The following is a 15918-nucleotide window of genomic DNA, read 5'->3' as shown; positions in this document are numbered from 1 at the left end:
ATGCATAAATTAAATCGCTACATCGGGCGCACAGTTGCCGCGGCTATCTTGCTGGTTTTGTTGGTCATCGTCGGTATCGACTTACTCTCCAGTCTGATCGACGAGCTGAAAGAGATACGGGGCGACTATACCTTTGTCTCTGTACTCCAGTATGTCGGCTTGGTGGCTCCGGGCAGTCTCTATAAGTACCTGCCTTTTGCGGCGCTGGTGGGCTGTTTGGCGGGGCTGGGTAGCTTGGCGAGCAGCAGCGAGCTGGTGGTAATGCGAGCGGCGGGCGTGTCAACCGCCAAGTTGGTGATGGCGGTGGTGCGGCCGACGCTATTTATCACCTTGATTGGCTTGTTCGTCGCCGAATACGTTGCGCCAGCAGCCCAGCAAATTGCGGAAAGTCAGCGCGCGATTGCGCTGCAAAAGTCGACCAGCAGTCACTCGCGGCACGGAATGTGGCACCGCGAAAGCGACGCCTTTATGCATTTCAATGCGGTTCAGCCCAACGGCGTGTTGTACGGGGTGAGCATCTATCGCTTCGATGATCAGCAACGGCTGGTGCAAAGTACCTACGCTGAACGGGCCAATTACCTCGGTGGCAGCTGGATGCTTGAGGATGTCCGGCAAGTTGATTTCAGTGAACAGCGTGCTGAGCAGCAGTTTTTCCCGCAGCGAGACTGGGAGTCTGATCTGTCACCGGAGCTGCTCAATGTTCTTGTGTTGGATCCTGAGGACCTCTCCATCAGCGGGCTGTGGCGTTATGCCAGTTACCTGAATAAGCAGGGGCTGAATGCGGGCGACTACGAGCTGGCGTTTTGGAATAAACTGCTGCAGCCGGTAACCATACTGGGCATGGTGTTTGTGGCGATCTCGTTTATCTTTGGCCCGCTGCGCGATGTGACAATGGGTTTTCGTATCTTCGTGGGGGTGATGGTCGGTATCGTGTTCCGCACCCTGCAGGATATTCTGGGGCCATCGAGCCTGGTGTATGGCTTCGACCCCATCTATGCCAGTGTGTGTCCGATCATCATCTGTTTTGCGGTCGGAGGCTTGCTGATGATGAAGCGCACGTAATTAGCGCCTCTATTTCTTATGCTTGGGAAGTTGTACCACGCGGCTCGACGAAGCAATGTCCTGCCAACTTCTTCCCTGCTTATCCAGCCACGCCCACCAGTATCCGGCTCCAAAAAGGAAAAAAGCCAGCGCTGCCACAGGTAGCCGAATCATCACTTGCTGCCATGTGACCTGCTCGCCAGAAGTTGACTCCAGTTTTAGGCGCCAGGCCTGCATGCCCAGGGTTTGCCCGCTTTTTCTCCAGAACCAGCCGTAAAAGGCAACAATAAGTACTAACAGATAGGCGCTGTAGGCCCAGCCTTGCAATGGGGCATTGAGTTCGTGCACCACGCTATCGGTTGCCGGTGAGTTGCCCAGCTGCTTGGCATTAAGCAGAAGTGCCGGTAGTAGCGAGGCGACAAATAACACGGCAAACATCAGGAAGCCGTCATAAACAGCGGCGGCGAGGCGAGGCCAAACGCCGGCTACGGGAAAAGCCTGTTGAGTCATTTTTTTCTACCCAAATAAAAACGGCCGCCATTGTAGCAGAGCTATGGCGGCCGATGTTTATTGCCCTTGGGTCTAGAAATTTACGGCCACACCGAAGGCCAGTGAGCTGCTGCGGAGGTGGAGGTTGTAGTCGACGGCGAAGTTCTTGCTGGATTTCGCGACGCGAACCCGGCCATTTTCATCGGGAAGAAAGTTCATGGATGCACGTTTATGAATAGCGCGGTAAAGTGCTTTGGCGCCGAGTTTGATAAGCTCTTTTTTCGCCGCATTGCCTGTTTTAGCGCGGTGCTGGTTCATCCAGATGCGATTAAAGCGGGCTTCGGTGGCGCTGTGGGCGATAAAGCTCCCTGTCATTTCATCTTTTTCGATGCAAAAACGCAGGGTTGGCTGATAGCCAGGGCGATGGTCGGCGGGTAAAGTGAGCTCGCCATCGTAGCTGTTGCTTTTACCGGCGTGAGCCAGGGTGCAAAGCAGAGTGGCGGCGAGGGCCAGGATCACGCGATGCAGGGAAGCGGGAATGATTGCGGTCTGAGTGATCGTGATCATGTGCTTGTATCCTCGGCTATGCTGGAATTATCGTTGTTGAGCATGGACTTAGAATATCCAGCACGGCGCCGGGAAATAATCCGTAGATGTACCGTAGGGGTTTAGCCATAGGCCCTTAGTGGGCAACCGCTGATGCAATAGCGAATGCCAAGAAAAACTGTGTAGTGAGTCACAATAATGAACAAGGGAAGCCGTACGCGATGCGCATACTATTGATCGAAGATGACCTGAGTGTCGCTGAATATATTGTAAAAGGGCTGCGGGAGAGTGGTTATCAGGTTGAGCACGTGGCCGATGGCAAGTCCGGGTTGGTCAAGGCAACCACAGAGGAATACGACGCCCTGATTGTCGATCGTATGTTGCCCAATGTGGATGGCTTAACCATTATTCAAACCCTGCGAGCGGCCAACGACGCCACACCGGCGCTCATACTGAGCGCCTTGGGTGAAGTAGATGACCGGGTGAAGGGGCTAAAAGCGGGCGGCGACGATTATCTGGTTAAACCCTTCGCCTTCGCCGAACTGCTAGCGCGCATTGAAGTGATACTGCGTCGCCACGAGTCCAGTTCTGCAGTGACACGCCTCAAGGTTGCCGATCTGGAAATGGACCTGTTGGCACACAAAGTGACCCGTGGCGGTGAAACCTTCAACCTGCAGCCTCGCGAGTACAAACTGTTGGAATACCTGATGCGCCACGCCGGTCAGGTCGTGACCCGCACCATGCTGTTGGAGAATGTTTGGGACTATCACTTTGACCCCCAAACCAATGTTATCGACGTGCATATCAGCCGGTTGCGGCAGAAAATAGACAAGGGCTTTGATCGTCAATTGCTCAACACTGTTCGCGGCGCCGGGTATATGTTGGATGATTCTGAGTAAGATATTTACCAGCTTTACCTTCCGGTTTTTGGTCAGCTACGTCGCGTGGCTGAGCGTGGCAGTATTTATGGTACTGGCGTTGATTTACGCCTTTATCGCCTACGATTTCTTTAGCGACGTACATCGCTCGGTCAAGCTTGAGTTGGAGGCGCTTAGCCAAGCCTACGAAGAGGGCGGTAGCGAAGCCGTTGACGAATTCGTCGAGGTGCACAGCGGGCCGACGCGACTGATTCGGTTTTTTTATTTTGTCGGCGACGCCGAGAAACGCAAAATCGCCGGCAACCTCAATGAGTGGCCCGACGCCAAGGAATACCGCAATGGCTGGATTGGTTTCGACTTTGAGTCCTTAACCAATATGGCGGACCCGGTCGGCAACGAGTTTGTTGCGCTGTCCACCGAGCTGCCAAGTGGCGAGCGCCTGTTAGTGGCACGTCATTATGCCGATGTGCTTAACAGTACAAAGCTGGTCGCTGGGGCATTAACGCGTTCCATGGTCGCGACTATTATCCTCGGGACGATTGGCGGTGCGATCACCGCTGGGCTGAGTTTGCGGCGGATCGAGCACATCAATACCACCCTGCACCGTATCATGAGCGGCGATTTCTCCGAGCGCATTGATGTCAGTGGCAGCACCGGAGACTTCCGGCGCCTGTCGGAAAACGTCAACCAGATGCTCGACCGCATTGAGGTGTTGATGACCGGGGTCCGGCAAGTTTCCGATAATATTGCCCACGATTTAAGAACGCCCCTAACGCGTCTTAGAAATAAGCTCAGCGATTTACACGACGACTGCAGCGACCCTGCCAATCGCGAGCAGGTGGAGGCATTAATAGAGGAAGCGGACGGCTTGCTCGGCACCTTCAGTGCGTTGCTGCGCATTGCTCAGGTGGAGTCAGGTAACCGCCGCTCCGGTTTCGCCGATGTCGACCTGTGCACCCTTGTGTCTGACGTTATCGAGCTTTATGAACCGCTGGCCATGGAGAAAGACCAGCAGTTCAACACCGCGCTGGCGAGGGTGGGCAAAGTCACCGGGGACCGAAACCTACTCTTTCAAGCGGTGGCGAACCTGGTGGATAACGCCATTAAGTACACACCGGAGGGTGGTGAGGTGCAGGTGGGCTTATCGGTTGAGCCCGATTGCTACCGCGTGTATGTCGCAGATACGGGCATCGGTGTGCCGGATGCTGATCGTGAAAAAGTCTTTCAGCGTTTCTTCCGTGTAGAAAGCAGCCGCGGCTGCCACCCCGGTAATGGTCTGGGCTTGAGTTTGGTGCATGCGGTGGTGAAGTTGCATGACGGCACAATTAGCCTGGAAGATAATCGGCCGGGCCTCAAAGTGGTGATGCGCCTGCCTCGCCAGAGCAGTGTGAGTAAAAAGGGGTAGGCGGCATGCCCTTTTTAAGCCCTGAACTGCCGCCAGTGACGTAAGCGTTTTAGTCGTGGTCGAGAATGTGTAGGTGGTCGGTATTGGGCGCCTTTACTGCGGTCTCTCTGGGCTCTTGAAGGCGACTGCCCACTTGCGCCAAAGAGAGGGCGCTTGTGTCTATACTGATGGCATCCACCTGCCGACGCTCGTTTTCGCGCAGCACCGGGCTGCCCGTCGGGCACAGTGACAAGGTATCCTGGCTGTCGCCAATATTCTCAGCGATGGCGCGCTGTTGTGGGGTGCCTTCGGGGCAGGGCCGCGCTTCAGTAAGAATTCCGATTTTGTCGAAGCCGGCCTGCAAGCGCTGTACCTCCGCCGCATTGAGCGCCTTGCGAATACGGCTGCTGCGCCCGCGCAAGAGTTTGTCTATTTGGTCGGGCGGGCGCTTAAACAGCGCGGCCAGCTGTTGGACAGCGCGATCGCGGTCGCTGCCAACAGCCAGGTGGCCGGTTAAGAAAAGATCGAAACGTTGCTCTTCCATCACTGTTAAGACACTCTGTTATCCATTTGTGCAAGCGAATCTGCGTTTATTACCTTATCTTCACAACTTAGCAGACAGTGTAGAGGGGTGTTAACATTCTGGCGGTAAATTTGTGACTTGGTTGGGGCTTGCTCCGTCGTGCGGCGGAGGCAGGGGCCAACAAGCTGTGCATTTGTCCGACACTAATAGCGAAGTTTATGGATCTTGAAGCTGTTCCCAGTCGTTTTGCTCGCTCTCTGCTCAACCTAGCGGTGGAGCGCGGCTACGATGCGGGCAAAATTCTGCAATATGCGCAGATTCCCTTCAATCCGATAGACAGCCGCAGCGACGGCTATCAGCCTCATATCACCGCGATGCAGTACACGCGCCTGTATCAACAGGTAATGAGCCTGATACAGGATGAAGCCTTTGGCTTGATGCTCGGCCACAAGGTGACCCCGGGCGCTTTTCGTATGATGTGTTATTGCCTGTTGGGTTGCGACAACCTGGGCAAAGCGATCAAACGCGCCTGCGAGTTCTTTCGCACCTTCTACGAAGCCGATACCCAGATTCAGTTAGATACACGCCGAGACAGTGCCATCGTGGGTTATGGCAGTGTCAAGAAAGGCTTTGCCGGCGATTTTGTGGAGGCCTCCGACCTCTATGGCCTGAGTTTGTGGCACCGTTTCTTTTGCTGGCTGGTGGGCACAAATATCGAGCTAAAAGAAGTGCGCTTCGCTGGTCAGGCGCCCCGGGAGCGGGCGCGTGTGGTGCGCTATCAGCAGCTGTTCGAATGCCCTGTGTACTATGGCCAGCTGCGTGATGAATTTGTCTTCGACACGCGCTATCTCAATTTTCCGCTAGTGCAGAACGAGCGCAGCTTAAAAGAGTTTTTGCGCACGGCGCCTTATCCGCTCATGGTGCTGAGCAGTGGTCGTGACGATGGCAGCCTGGTCGCCAGGGTACGCGCCATGATCGGCCAGGATTTCTCGCAAGGTTTCCCCAGTTTTGAACGGATCACCGAGGCCCTCAATATGTCGGCGCCAACACTGCGGCGGCGCCTAAAAAAAGAGGGAACGACCTTCCAGCAACTTAAAGACGAGTGTCGGCGCGATGCGGCGATGGCCTACTTGAGTGGCTCAGAGCTCTCCATTAACGGCGTCGCGGCGCTGATGGGATTTACCGATCCCTCGGCGTTTCACCGCTGTTTCAAAAAGTGGACTGGCATCACGCCGGGCGAGTTTCGTCAGCGAGAGCGCGATAGCGAAAGCTAACACCTGCCTTCTTCGGCTAAGTGGCTGTTAAATAAAACGAAATATCATAGATGTCAGTCCATTGACCGGATATGTTATTGCCCGCATCCCAGCTCAGACGCCATGCTTTGCCTATTTGACGTAACCCCAATCTACTTTGGCAGGACACAGCATGGCAGACGCTTTTATTTACGATGCGATTCGCACCCCGCGCGGCAAGGGCAAACAGGGCGGTTCGCTCTATGAAGTAAAACCTATTGACCTGGTGACGAATCTTCTTGAGGAGATGAAAGAGCGCCTCAATTTGGATACCAGCAAGGTCGAAGATTTGATCCTCGCCTGTGGCGAGCCAGTCAAGGAGCAGGGACAGAACATTGCCAAAGCGGCACTGGTCTACTCGAGCTGGGACGACATTACTACCGGTGCGCAGCTTCACCGCTTCTGTGCAGGTGGTCTGGATGCCGTGAATATGGCGGCGGCTAAAGTCGCTTCCGGTTTTGAAGAGCTAGTGGCTGCCGGTGGTGTTGAGTCCATGTCGCGCCTCGGTATTGGTGCCAGCGGCGGTGCAACCGGCGATCCGTGGGTGGCGATGAAGTCCTACTTTATCTCCCAGGGTTTGGGCGCCGACATGATTGCCACCATGGATGGGATCAGTCGTGAAGAGGTGGATGCGTACGCAGCGCGCTCACAGCACCGCGCAGCGCAGGCGCGTGACAATGGCTATTTCAAGTCCATCGTTCCCGTCCGCGATATGAACGGCGTTGTGGTGTTAGAGCAAGATGAGTTGATTCGTGCTGAAACCACTGCCGAGGGCCTGGCTAAACTGAAGCCGGCCTTCCAAATGTTTAACGATTTCGGTCACGGCGGCGTCGCCAAACTGAAATACCCGGAGTTGGAAAATATCGAATGCGTGCACACCGCGGGTAACTCCTCGGGTATTGTCGACGGCGCCGGTCTGGTACTGATCGGCAGCGAAGCCGCTGGCAAAGAGCAGGGCCTAACCCCGCGCGCACGTATCGTTAGCTGTGCGCTGGTTGGCAGTGAGCCCACCATCATGCTGGACGGTCCCGTTCCCGCGACACAGAAAGCACTGAAAAAAGCCGGCCTGAGCGTTGACGATATTGACCTGTTTGAACTCAACGAGGCCTTCGCGTCGGTGGTGCTGCGTTACCAAAACCGTCTCGGTATTCCCGATGAGAAAATTAACGTCAATGGCGGCGCCATCGCCATGGGTCACCCCATTGGTGCGACGGGTGCAATGATTCTCGGCACCCTGTTGGATGAACTCGAGCGTCGTGACCTGAAGCGCGGCCTGGTTACGCTGTGTGCAGGCGGTGGTATTGGCATCGCGACCATCATCGAGCGCGTGTAATTCGCGGGAACAGTGAATTTTTGGCTCGGCACTGGCTGCCGAGCGGCAAAGAGAGATACAGAACAATGGGATATATTCGTTTAGAGAAAGACGCAGACGGCATCGTTGAATTGATCTTTGATCAGCCGGGTAAAACTGTAAATACCATGGGCCTGGAATACGACAAGGCCATGCGCGCAGCCGTGGCAGAATTGCAGGGCATGGTCGAGGCTGGCGGCGTCACCGGTATTTATCTGCGCAGTGGCAAGCCCAACCAATTCTTTGCTGGTGGCGACATCAAAGAGATGTTGGAGATGGATCTGAATCCACCTGCCGATAAGAAAAAAGAAATGTACGACGGCATTATGGCGACCAAAGCGCCACTGCGTATCCTGGAAACCCTGGGTGTGCCCGTAGCGGTGGGTATGAATGGCCCGGCGCTGGGTGGCGGTTTTGAAATCGCCTTGGCGTGTCACTATCGCGTGGCCGTCAAAGGCATTCAAATGGGCTTGCCGGAGGCGATGATCGGTTTGATGCCTGGTGCCGGCGGTGTTGTGCGTATGACCTACCTGCTGGGTATGCAGGAAGCGATTGGCCTGATTAGCCAGGGCCGACGCCTGAAGGCGGATAAAGCCTTGGAGAAGGGCCTGGTTAATGCCCTGGCCGATGACGAAGCGGATATGCACGCCCAAGCCAAGGCGTGGATCAAGCAAAATGCCAACACTGAGGGCGGCGTTAAGCAACCCTGGGATAGCGAAGGCTACAAAATGCCTGGCGGTGGCCCTGAAGAGGAAGCCAACCAGGGGCTGACCTTCTTTGGCCCCGCCAATGTTATGGTCCAGACCAAGAACCTGATGCCGGCACAAAACGCCATCTTTGCCTGTGTGGTTGATTCTGCCCGTGTCGATTTCGATACTGCGCAGAAGGTTGAAGGTCGCTATTTCCTCAGCTTGCTGCTGGATCAAACGGCCCGCAATATGATGACCGCCTTCTTCGTGCAAATGGAAGCGTTGAACCGCGGCGCCAGCCGTCCGCAGGGCCCTGAGAAATTCAGCTGCCAGAAGCTCGGCATCATCGGTGCCGGTCAAATGGGTGCGGGTATTGCGACAATGGCCGCTCAGAAAGGTATTGACGTCGTACTCAAAGATATCAGCATGGAAAATGCTGAGCGCGGTAAGGCCTACGCCGAAGCCTACTTTGATAAAGGCATCAGCAAGGGCAAGGTGACCGAAGAGAAGAAAGCGGAGTACATGGCGCGCATTCTGCCCAGCGCTGACTACGCAGACTTGAAAGGCTGTGAGCTGGTGATTGAGGCGGTATTTGAAGACCGCAAGATCAAGGCAGCGGTAACGCAGGAAACGGAAGCGGCGCTGGATGCCAGTGCAGTGTTTGCCTCGAATACCTCAGCCTTGCCAATCACCGAGTTGGCGCAGGCGAGCAGCCGCGCTGAAAACTTCATTGGCATGCACTTTTTCTCGCCCGCTGAAAAGATGCCTCTGGTTGAAATTATCCGCGGCGAAAAGACCAGTGACGAGACCTTGGCGAAAGCCTTCGACTTGGCCCAGCAGCTGGGTAAAACCCCCATCGTTGTAAACGATGCTCCAGGCTTCTTCACCACTCGGGTTATCGGTAAAACGGTATCTCAAGGGGCTGAGATGCTGGAAGAGGGCGTTAATCCGGTACTTATCGAGTCGGCGGCGCGCGACAATGGTTCACCTGTTGGACCGCTGGCGGCGATCGATGAAATCAGCCAGGAAACCGCGTACAAAAACGGCCAGCAAGCCAAAGCCGATGCAGAAGCGCAGGGCAAAGTGTGGGAAGACAATGCAGCGTCCCGCATTCTCGACCGCATGGTGAATGAGTTCGGGCGTCGCGGTAAAGTTCACGGTGGCGGCTACTACGAGTATCCCGAAGGTGGCAAAAAGCATATGTGGCCTGGCCTCAAAGAGGCGTATGCGCCAAATGGATACATCGATATGCCCTACGAAGACATTAAGGACCGCCTTGTCTTCAGCCAATGCCTGGAAGCCGTACGCGCGATGGAAGAAGGCGTGGTAACCAACGTCGGCGACGGCAACATCGGTTCCATTATGGGGATTGGTTTTCCCGCGCAAACGGGTGGTGTCTTCCAGGCGATTAATGCCTATGGTTTGAAGGCATTCGTGGCGCGCGCTAAAGATCTACAAGCACGTTACGGCGATGTGTTTGCCGTTCCTGCGCTGCTGGAGCAGCGTGCCGAAAGTGGTGAGCTGTTCCTGTAAGACGCGCATTTTTTGTGAGTGTAAAGGCCGGCATATGCCGGCCTTTTTTATGCCCGCTGAGTAAAATCCAGAAAGGACTCGCAGAATATGTGGGAGCGTGACGCGCCGCGCATAAAAAGGCGCCGTTGATAGTGCCGGACGAAGTCAGTGCTGCCGCTCAGGTAGCAGGCGGTGTCGGACAGCGCTCCCAACTTATCAAGCATATTGTCCAGTTCCGAGGCGGCGCTGTCTGCCCAGCTGGCGCTTGCCACGGTGATATCCGCCTGCTTGGCCAGCGCATCTAGCGTCGTGCAGTGGTAGGGTTGCTGTGTCGAGCGATAGGCGTGGATCAATGTAATGGGTGTGGCGGGGAGTTCTTGCAAGGCGTGTTGGGCCAGGGCAAGGAGCGGCGCCAGGCCGGTGCCGTTACCCAGTAATAATATGCGCTTGGTTCGCGCGTCGCTGCGCAGTGTGAAATCTCCGAGTGGGCCTTGCAGCGTGACCTCACTACCTATCTCGGCGCGGCACAGCGCGTCGCTGACTTGCCCGCCCTCGTAGCGGCGAAGTTGCAGCCTCAGGTTGCCATCGTCGGCAAGGTTGCTCGCGGAATAGCAGCGGTAATCGACGCCGTTTACTGACACACTAAAGTACTGACCGGCCTGCCAGCGCAGTCGCGTGCCCAGGGTGAGTTCCCAAACCTGTTCGTTCAGAGCGCTTCGCGCGACAATACTGGCAGTGTGTTGGTCATTTTTTGGGGAAACACCGCGAATTTCTAAGCCTTCTGAGGGCTGTAACTGGCAACTAAGCGCGATACCGTCGGCTCGCTCATCGGGGCGCAGCCCCTGTTGCGCGAGGTGCATTTGCTGCGCCGCCAGTGGGCCGTTTACTTTGACTCGGCAGCTTTGGCAAGCACCTGCTTGGCAACCGTGAGGAATCTGCTGGCGGTGACGCAGTAAACACTGCAGCACAGTCTCCGTTGGCAGGTAGTCCAGGGTTTGATCATTGAAGCGAATGCTGGGCATAGTGAGTTGTCTGCTGCGAGATAACCCGGAAATGGTACTTTGCCTGGCGTGGGCTGTCAGCGACTTTTTAACGGACGAATAGCGGTGCGTAGCGCAATGGAGCGGAGGGAAAAATACGGTGGCTGACAGCGAGAAACAGATAGTAGAGAGCTGGCAAAGGAATGCGGGGCCTTGGGTTGCTGCGCTTGATCAACAGGCAATCGCCAGCCGGGTGGCGGTAACAAATGGGGCAATTGTTAACGCTGTGCTGAGCCATCACCCGCAACGCGTTCTGGATGTGGGTTGCGGAGAGGGCTGGCTAATGCGTGAGCTTGCTGGGCACGGCGTTGACGTTGTCGGTTTTGATGCCGTCGCCGAATTGGTGGCGGAGGCAATAGCGCGGGGCAGTAAGAATTGCCAGTGCATTGCCTATGAGGCGCTAGATGAGGTGGCATGGCCGCAAACATTCGATTTGGCGGTGTGTAACTTTTCTCTGCTGGGTGAATCAGTCGAGCAGCCCTTGAGGTCGCTCAAGCGGGCCTTGTCGGCTAGTGGCCATTTATTGGTGCAAACCTTGCACCCCTGTTTTATTACACGCGGCGAGAGTTACTACTCAAGGTGGTTAACGGGCAGCTGGGAAGGCTTGCCTGGCCACCTTCATCAGCAATTTAAGGATGCGCCGCCGTGGTATTTTCGCACGCTCGGTGACTGGTCTTTAGTATTTCAACGGGCGGGCTATAGCATCGCGAACGTTGAGGAGCCGAACGCGGGCAAGGGTGCGATGCCGTTATCCATTCTATTCCATTTGCGCCCCGTGTAAGGTGGCGTAACGAAAACTGCGAGCAGTGGGAGGGGAAGTGTCTACTAAGTTATCTGCGCCCGGCAGTGATACTCATAATATCGTTATTGCCTACGTATTGTGGCTATTCGGCTTCATGGGGGCTCACCGTTTCTATTTGGGACGGCCGATAAGCGGAACACTGTATTTTTTTACCCTGGGCTTGTTTTTTATCGGCTGGATTATCGACTTAGTGTTGATTCCCGCCATGGAACGCTCCGCCGATCGTCGCTATCAATCAGGCACTGCCAGCTATTCCGTCGCATGGATATTGCTAACCTTTCTGGGTATTTTCGGTTTGCACCGTTTCTACCTCGGTAAATGGCTGACTGGGATTGTGTATTTACTAACGGGCGGCGTGTTTCTGCTTGGCGTTATATATGACTACTGGACGCTCAACGAACAAATCAGCGAGCACAATACACGCCTCTTCCACTAGCCTGAGAGGGCCTCTTCACAGGCCCTGGTAGTCTTAACAGGCGCTAGTAGCGCGTCCAGCTGCTGCCATCGAGTGACAGATAGCTCTCGCCGTCGATACTGAGCATTGTGCTGCCATCATTCTGAGAGACGGGCTCGGTGCGGGGAAGGGTGCTCAGCCAGTCACTGGTGCTAAATTGCTTACTGGCAAAAATATCGGCAGCCATAAAGTCGGCCAGCAGTTGGCCAATGGCTTGATAGCTGCTGGGCTGAGTAATACGCGCGGCGGGGCCCTGACGCTCCAGGTTTGGGCCAATGAGCTTGATGGCAACCGGCACTTTTGTAATCGCCGGTGTGGGAATTTCACGCATTCCCGGAATTTGCATGGCGTCGCCGCGCAGCCCCGCGCCGTGCTCGGGAACTAGCACCACAACAACATTTTTGCCGCTTTGCTGAAGGCGGTCTAAGAAGCGTGAAATATCGCCAAATAAGCGATCCATTCGGCGCTTATAACTTTGTGCGCCACGCAGATTTTCCCGACTGTCCAGTAGGCGGTTGCCATCGTGCAGACTGGTGGTGTTGTAAAGCGCGACTGTTGAGGGAGATGGCGATTGTAGCCGCTGTTGCCACCAGTTCTCCAACACCGCGAGGTCGCTGTATATCGGCGATCCGTCAAAGGCCTTCTGTGCTTGGGGGATGCCCGCAAGGGGAAACAGTTCAGCGTCGACGTGGCCAAGTTGGCGTGTGCTCTCGAGAAAATTGTCGAAGTGACCATCGTGATTCATCAACAGGGCATGGTCGTAACCCTGTTGCGTAAACTGGGTCATTAGCAGGCACTGGTCACTGGTCTCTTCATAGAGCCCAGAGTGGGGTAGCTGCCCACAACTCGCTCTGCTTAGCCTGAGGACAGCCGGGCCGCTGTAACTGGTGGCCGAGTTAAATTGTTCAAAGACAAAGTCAAAGCGCTGCAATAACGGGTGCTGTCGCTGCTCAACGACATCAAGGTCGTCCCAGGAGAGGGAGCAAACGCTGAGGAAAATAACGTCGAAGGCCTGGCGTTCTTGCGCGAGAGGCGGGAAGCGAACCTGGCGTCGAGCTTCTCGGCTGAAGAAACTGCTCAGGTAATTGTTTAGTGCCTCGTCGCCCTGCGGCGAGCCACTCGCCTGCGCTTTATGTTCGCTGCGTCCGTCTGCTGGAAGGCTGGCGATGGGGGCGGTCGGCTGTGGGCTCAGGCTGTGAAGGCTTGCTGCGAAAAGTGCTAATAGCACGAATGATGTTAAACGAAAGTAGCGGTTGGCTATGACGTAAACGGCAATGCCTACAACCGCGATTAGGGGGTTGATATCGGGCACAAAACGCCAGGCGAGTTCGACGAGATAGTCCGACTCAAAGTGGGAGAGTTGTTCGAGTTGGGCAAATAACCGTTCCAGTGGAGGCAGATTAGAATCCAGATGGATTAGCCATAGCGCGAAGATCACGGCGCTGATCTGACGAGCCACGCGCAATACAGGAAGAGAAACCGGTAACAAAAGAAAGATCGCAAATGCGATATTTTCCACGACGTGAAACTGCATTTTTCCCTGAAAATACAGCACCAACTTAATTAAAAAATAGGCGTTCCAGATCGCCAGCTCGGGTAGCACTAACTCCTGCGATTGAAGCTTGCGGACCTTGCCATTCATTGTTGGGCGTCATCCTTGTTTGAGGGGGCATTGGCCGTTGGTGTCGTCGGTCGATAGCGGCGAAGATGGCGGGGTTCAAGATGGCGATGCATGAATTGACTAAAACCCAGCAGCGCCTCGCGAAAAAAATAACCCAGCAGTAGCCCGACGACCAGGCTGCAGCTCACAGTGAGCATAAAGTCATGGATATTCATGGCTGCTTACTCGCTCTCACTTTGTATTGTGGTGTCCAGTCGGCGGCGTTTTGCAAAGGCGGCCGCGCCGCGCTGCTTTTCTGCCGGGGCGAGCGGGCGGTGCTGTGAACGATGGTCCATTAGTTTGCGGGCTCGCTGTGCATTGATGGACGGGGAGGCTAGCAAGAGTTTGTCTAGCAGTTCATCAATATCGTCGGCATCACAGTGCAGCAGGCGGCTGGCGAATAAATCATTCACCGGCAAATCTAAACTGTTGCGCAGCGCCGTATCTACGTCTCGTAAAGAGCAGGCGTAGAGAAAAAAGTACACTTTACCGTCGACGACAGTAAGTAAGTCTCCTTCTCGTCGCAGGCGGCACAGACCAAAAATCTGCTCTATGCTGATGCCTGGCAACGGCATGAGTTCAACAATCAAATGCTGAAGTTCACTGAACAGGCTGTTGTCGAAGGCCCGCCTTGCGTAGCGAGCGAAGGCAGCCGGTTCGGTGTAGCCGTAGTCGCTGGAATAGGGGCGCGTTTCTATCAGTTTATTCAAGCTGCTGGGCAGGTTGCGCGTAAATACGTGGCCTTGAATTGCTGCCACTAAGCTGTGTACAGCGCTTGCATGGACCCCATGGGGGATGATTAGACTGCAGCCAGCTCTAAGCAAGTAGGCCTCATCTGCCGCACGCAGGCAGCGCAGTGACTCGCGTACAAGAATCTTTAGCTGCTCGCCGGCACTTGCGCGAAGCTGGTAAATCATTAACGCCAGGGTTTCGATATCGTCGGCCTGTTGGCAGTCGAAGATGACGGTTGCCGCGACGACGCCGTCCAGACTTTCAAGCAGTGCGCTGTTGTCGCTTTGCTCGGCAATGACATTCGCACTTTGGTAAAGCTCTTCTTTAAGGCGCTGCACGGTGTAGATGGTGTCGACGTCACTGCTCTCGATCGTGGCGTTCGCCTGTGGCTTCAGTAACTGCTCAAGATGCTCGATCGCATGATGGCTGTCGAGCTCTAGCAAAAATTCCTGGTGTGCCAGCATGCCATGGGGGCTGAGCCAGTGATCAATGAGTAGCGAGTAGCGCAGCTTGGACATGCGGGTTTGTGTTGCGATCCCGGACAAGGTTTTGCTGTGGCGTTTTAACAGTGGCCGCAGTGTTTCACAGGGGCCGCAAACAAGAAACATGATGCGGTATTGGCCGCGCCGACAAAAGCGGCGCCACGCGCCCAGCGCCTGTTGAAGTTTAGCGGGTGAAGAGCGGTCGAAGCTGTCTTCATTTAGGACGACACAAAGCCCGCTTTTACGCGGTAGCGAGAGCCTTTCGGTGTCGCGCAGCAGTTGCTTTAAATTGAGTGTCTTCGAACTGTGGTTGAAAAAGCAGCCCGCTGAACGAGATTGGCAAAGATTTGCCAGCGCCTGCTGGTCTTGCTCATCCAGGCCATTGAAGACGTTTTTCTGCGTTTCTTGAAAGACAAAACTCTGGTGACTTGATGAAAGCAGCGAAAGTGTAGCGATGAAATCGGCGTAGGAATGACCCAGCAAGCAGAACAAGCCGTCCTGTGACAGGGTCTCTTCAAAACTGTGTTGTATCGCCTGAATACTCATTCGCTGTGCTGTCTCGTATATTTCGGGACGTAATACGCGGTGATTGCACTATAGCGCAGGGGGCGTCAGAATGGCTAGGAATCGCGGCTGTGCCTGACAAAAACCCTATAAATATAGGTGTGATTGCCAATGGTTGCCGACGCGAGCTTCGGCTAGATTTGGGACTTAGTGTATGGATATTCCGCCCAAGGAAAAAACAATGGAGCTGCAGGAGCACGCTCGAGAATCTCAGCGCGTTGGCAAGCTCAGTGCTGAGCCATTGAGCCGTGATATACGATCGGTGATGCGCGCGCTGGGTGCGGGCGCGGCCTTTTCCTATAAAGAGAACTTCAGAGTGAGTGAACGCTCGCGGCTGATGACTCGCTGGCCGCTATTGCAGGCACTTAATCGCCGCGATGACAATAGCGAGTGCTGACGCGTGCTTGAAACTCACCCAGTGGTTCACGTTGTGACTCGCCTTGCGACTTACGTAGTGGCCTACGTTGTGGAACGCACAG

At 55.2% G+C, this 15918-nt stretch carries 16 protein-coding genes; 9 read left to right on the top strand and 7 right to left on the bottom strand.

The window, feature by feature from the left end:
- The gene (lptG, locus tag B3K78_RS13120; RefSeq protein ID WP_286695803.1) at nt 1-1062 is read left to right on the top strand and encodes an LPS export ABC transporter permease LptG; all 1062 of its coding nucleotides are present in this window, start codon (nt 1-3) and stop codon (nt 1060-1062) included.
- 9 nt (nt 1063-1071) lie between these two features.
- Here lptG and B3K78_RS13115 read toward each other — a convergent pair whose 3' ends face one another.
- Complete coding sequence (locus B3K78_RS13115) at nt 1072-1551, bottom strand: RDD family protein (RefSeq protein ID WP_286695802.1); 480 nt, start codon at nt 1549-1551, stop codon at nt 1072-1074.
- Nucleotides 1552-1623: 72 nt separating this feature from the next.
- Nucleotides 1624-2097 carry a hypothetical protein gene (locus B3K78_RS13110; RefSeq protein ID WP_286695801.1) on the bottom strand — a complete coding sequence of 158 codons (474 nt, stop codon included), beginning with the start codon at nt 2095-2097 and terminating at the stop codon, nt 1624-1626.
- Nucleotides 2098-2297: 200 nt separating this feature from the next.
- Between B3K78_RS13110 and B3K78_RS13105 the strand changes: the two genes are divergently transcribed.
- Both B3K78_RS13105 and B3K78_RS13100 read left to right on the top strand, forming a co-directional pair.
- Entirely contained in the window at nt 2298-2975 is a 678-nt protein-coding gene (locus tag B3K78_RS13105; protein ID WP_027873707.1) for a response regulator transcription factor, read from the top strand.
- Nucleotides 2962-4359 (top strand): sensor histidine kinase, encoded by a 1398-nt coding sequence (locus B3K78_RS13100; RefSeq protein ID WP_204995853.1) that lies wholly within the window; start codon nt 2962-2964, stop codon nt 4357-4359. The genes B3K78_RS13105 and B3K78_RS13100 overlap by 14 nt, the downstream gene beginning before the upstream one ends.
- A 49-nt stretch (nt 4360-4408) precedes the next feature.
- On the opposite strand, the gene B3K78_RS13095 is transcribed toward B3K78_RS13100, so the two are convergent.
- Nucleotides 4409-4882, bottom strand: coding sequence for a hypothetical protein (locus tag B3K78_RS13095; RefSeq protein ID WP_286695800.1), 474 nt, complete (start codon nt 4880-4882; stop codon nt 4409-4411).
- A gap of 197 nt (nt 4883-5079) precedes the next feature.
- Between B3K78_RS13095 and B3K78_RS13090 the strand changes: the two genes are divergently transcribed.
- The 3 genes from B3K78_RS13090 to B3K78_RS13080 all read left to right on the top strand — a co-directional run bounded on the left by B3K78_RS13090 (nt 5080) and on the right by B3K78_RS13080 (nt 9726).
- Entirely contained in the window at nt 5080-6135 is a 1056-nt protein-coding gene (locus tag B3K78_RS13090) for an AraC family transcriptional regulator (protein ID WP_286695799.1), read from the top strand.
- 151 nt (nt 6136-6286) lie between these two features.
- Nucleotides 6287-7486 (top strand): acetyl-CoA C-acetyltransferase, encoded by a 1200-nt coding sequence (locus B3K78_RS13085; RefSeq protein ID WP_204995850.1) that lies wholly within the window; start codon nt 6287-6289, stop codon nt 7484-7486.
- A 65-nt stretch (nt 7487-7551) separates the two neighbouring features.
- On the top strand, nt 7552-9726 hold the full coding sequence (locus tag B3K78_RS13080; protein WP_286695798.1) for a 3-hydroxyacyl-CoA dehydrogenase NAD-binding domain-containing protein: 2175 nt from the start codon (nt 7552-7554) through the stop codon (nt 9724-9726).
- Between the two features lie 47 nt (nt 9727-9773).
- Here the strand turns inward: B3K78_RS13080 and B3K78_RS13075 are convergent, their stop codons facing one another.
- Nucleotides 9774-10727, bottom strand: a complete 954-nt coding sequence (locus B3K78_RS13075) for a 2Fe-2S iron-sulfur cluster-binding protein (protein ID WP_286695797.1) — start codon at nt 10725-10727, stop codon at nt 9774-9776.
- A 118-nt stretch (nt 10728-10845) separates the two neighbouring features.
- Here B3K78_RS13075 and B3K78_RS13070 point away from each other — a divergent pair, with 118 nt between their 5' ends.
- Complete coding sequence (locus B3K78_RS13070) at nt 10846-11526, top strand: class I SAM-dependent methyltransferase (RefSeq protein WP_286695796.1); 681 nt, start codon at nt 10846-10848, stop codon at nt 11524-11526.
- 37 nt (nt 11527-11563) lie between these two features.
- Nucleotides 11564-11983 carry a TM2 domain-containing protein gene (locus B3K78_RS13065; protein ID WP_374972931.1) on the top strand — a complete coding sequence of 140 codons (420 nt, stop codon included), beginning with the start codon at nt 11564-11566 and terminating at the stop codon, nt 11981-11983.
- Nucleotides 11984-12026: 43 nt separating this feature from the next.
- On the opposite strand, the gene bcsG is transcribed toward B3K78_RS13065, so the two are convergent.
- Genes bcsG through bcsE form a run of 3 tightly spaced genes read right to left on the bottom strand, consistent with a single transcriptional unit; the run spans nt 12027 to nt 15421 of the window.
- Complete coding sequence (gene bcsG / locus B3K78_RS13060) at nt 12027-13643, bottom strand: cellulose biosynthesis protein BcsG (protein ID WP_286695795.1); 1617 nt, start codon at nt 13641-13643, stop codon at nt 12027-12029.
- Nucleotides 13640-13837 carry a hypothetical protein gene (locus B3K78_RS13055; protein WP_204995845.1) on the bottom strand — a complete coding sequence of 66 codons (198 nt, stop codon included), beginning with the start codon at nt 13835-13837 and terminating at the stop codon, nt 13640-13642. Before B3K78_RS13055 ends, bcsG begins: the two co-directional genes overlap by 4 nt.
- Before the next feature lie 6 nt (nt 13838-13843).
- Nucleotides 13844-15421 (bottom strand): cellulose biosynthesis protein BcsE, encoded by a 1578-nt coding sequence (gene bcsE, locus B3K78_RS13050; RefSeq protein WP_286695794.1) that lies wholly within the window; start codon nt 15419-15421, stop codon nt 13844-13846.
- Between the two features lie 172 nt (nt 15422-15593).
- Here bcsE and B3K78_RS13045 point away from each other — a divergent pair, with 172 nt between their 5' ends.
- The gene (locus tag B3K78_RS13045; RefSeq protein ID WP_286695793.1) at nt 15594-15836 is read left to right on the top strand and encodes a hypothetical protein; all 243 of its coding nucleotides are present in this window, start codon (nt 15594-15596) and stop codon (nt 15834-15836) included.
- The last annotated feature ends 82 nt before the right edge of the window (nt 15837-15918 follow it).

The sequence above is a fragment of the Spongiibacter sp. UBA1325 genome, assembly GCF_002306875.1.
Taxonomy (GTDB): Bacteria; Pseudomonadota; Gammaproteobacteria; order Pseudomonadales; family Spongiibacteraceae; genus Spongiibacter; species Spongiibacter marinus.
The sequence above is the reverse complement of the archived record's forward strand: the minus strand, read 5'-3'. Positions and strand labels throughout refer to the sequence as shown.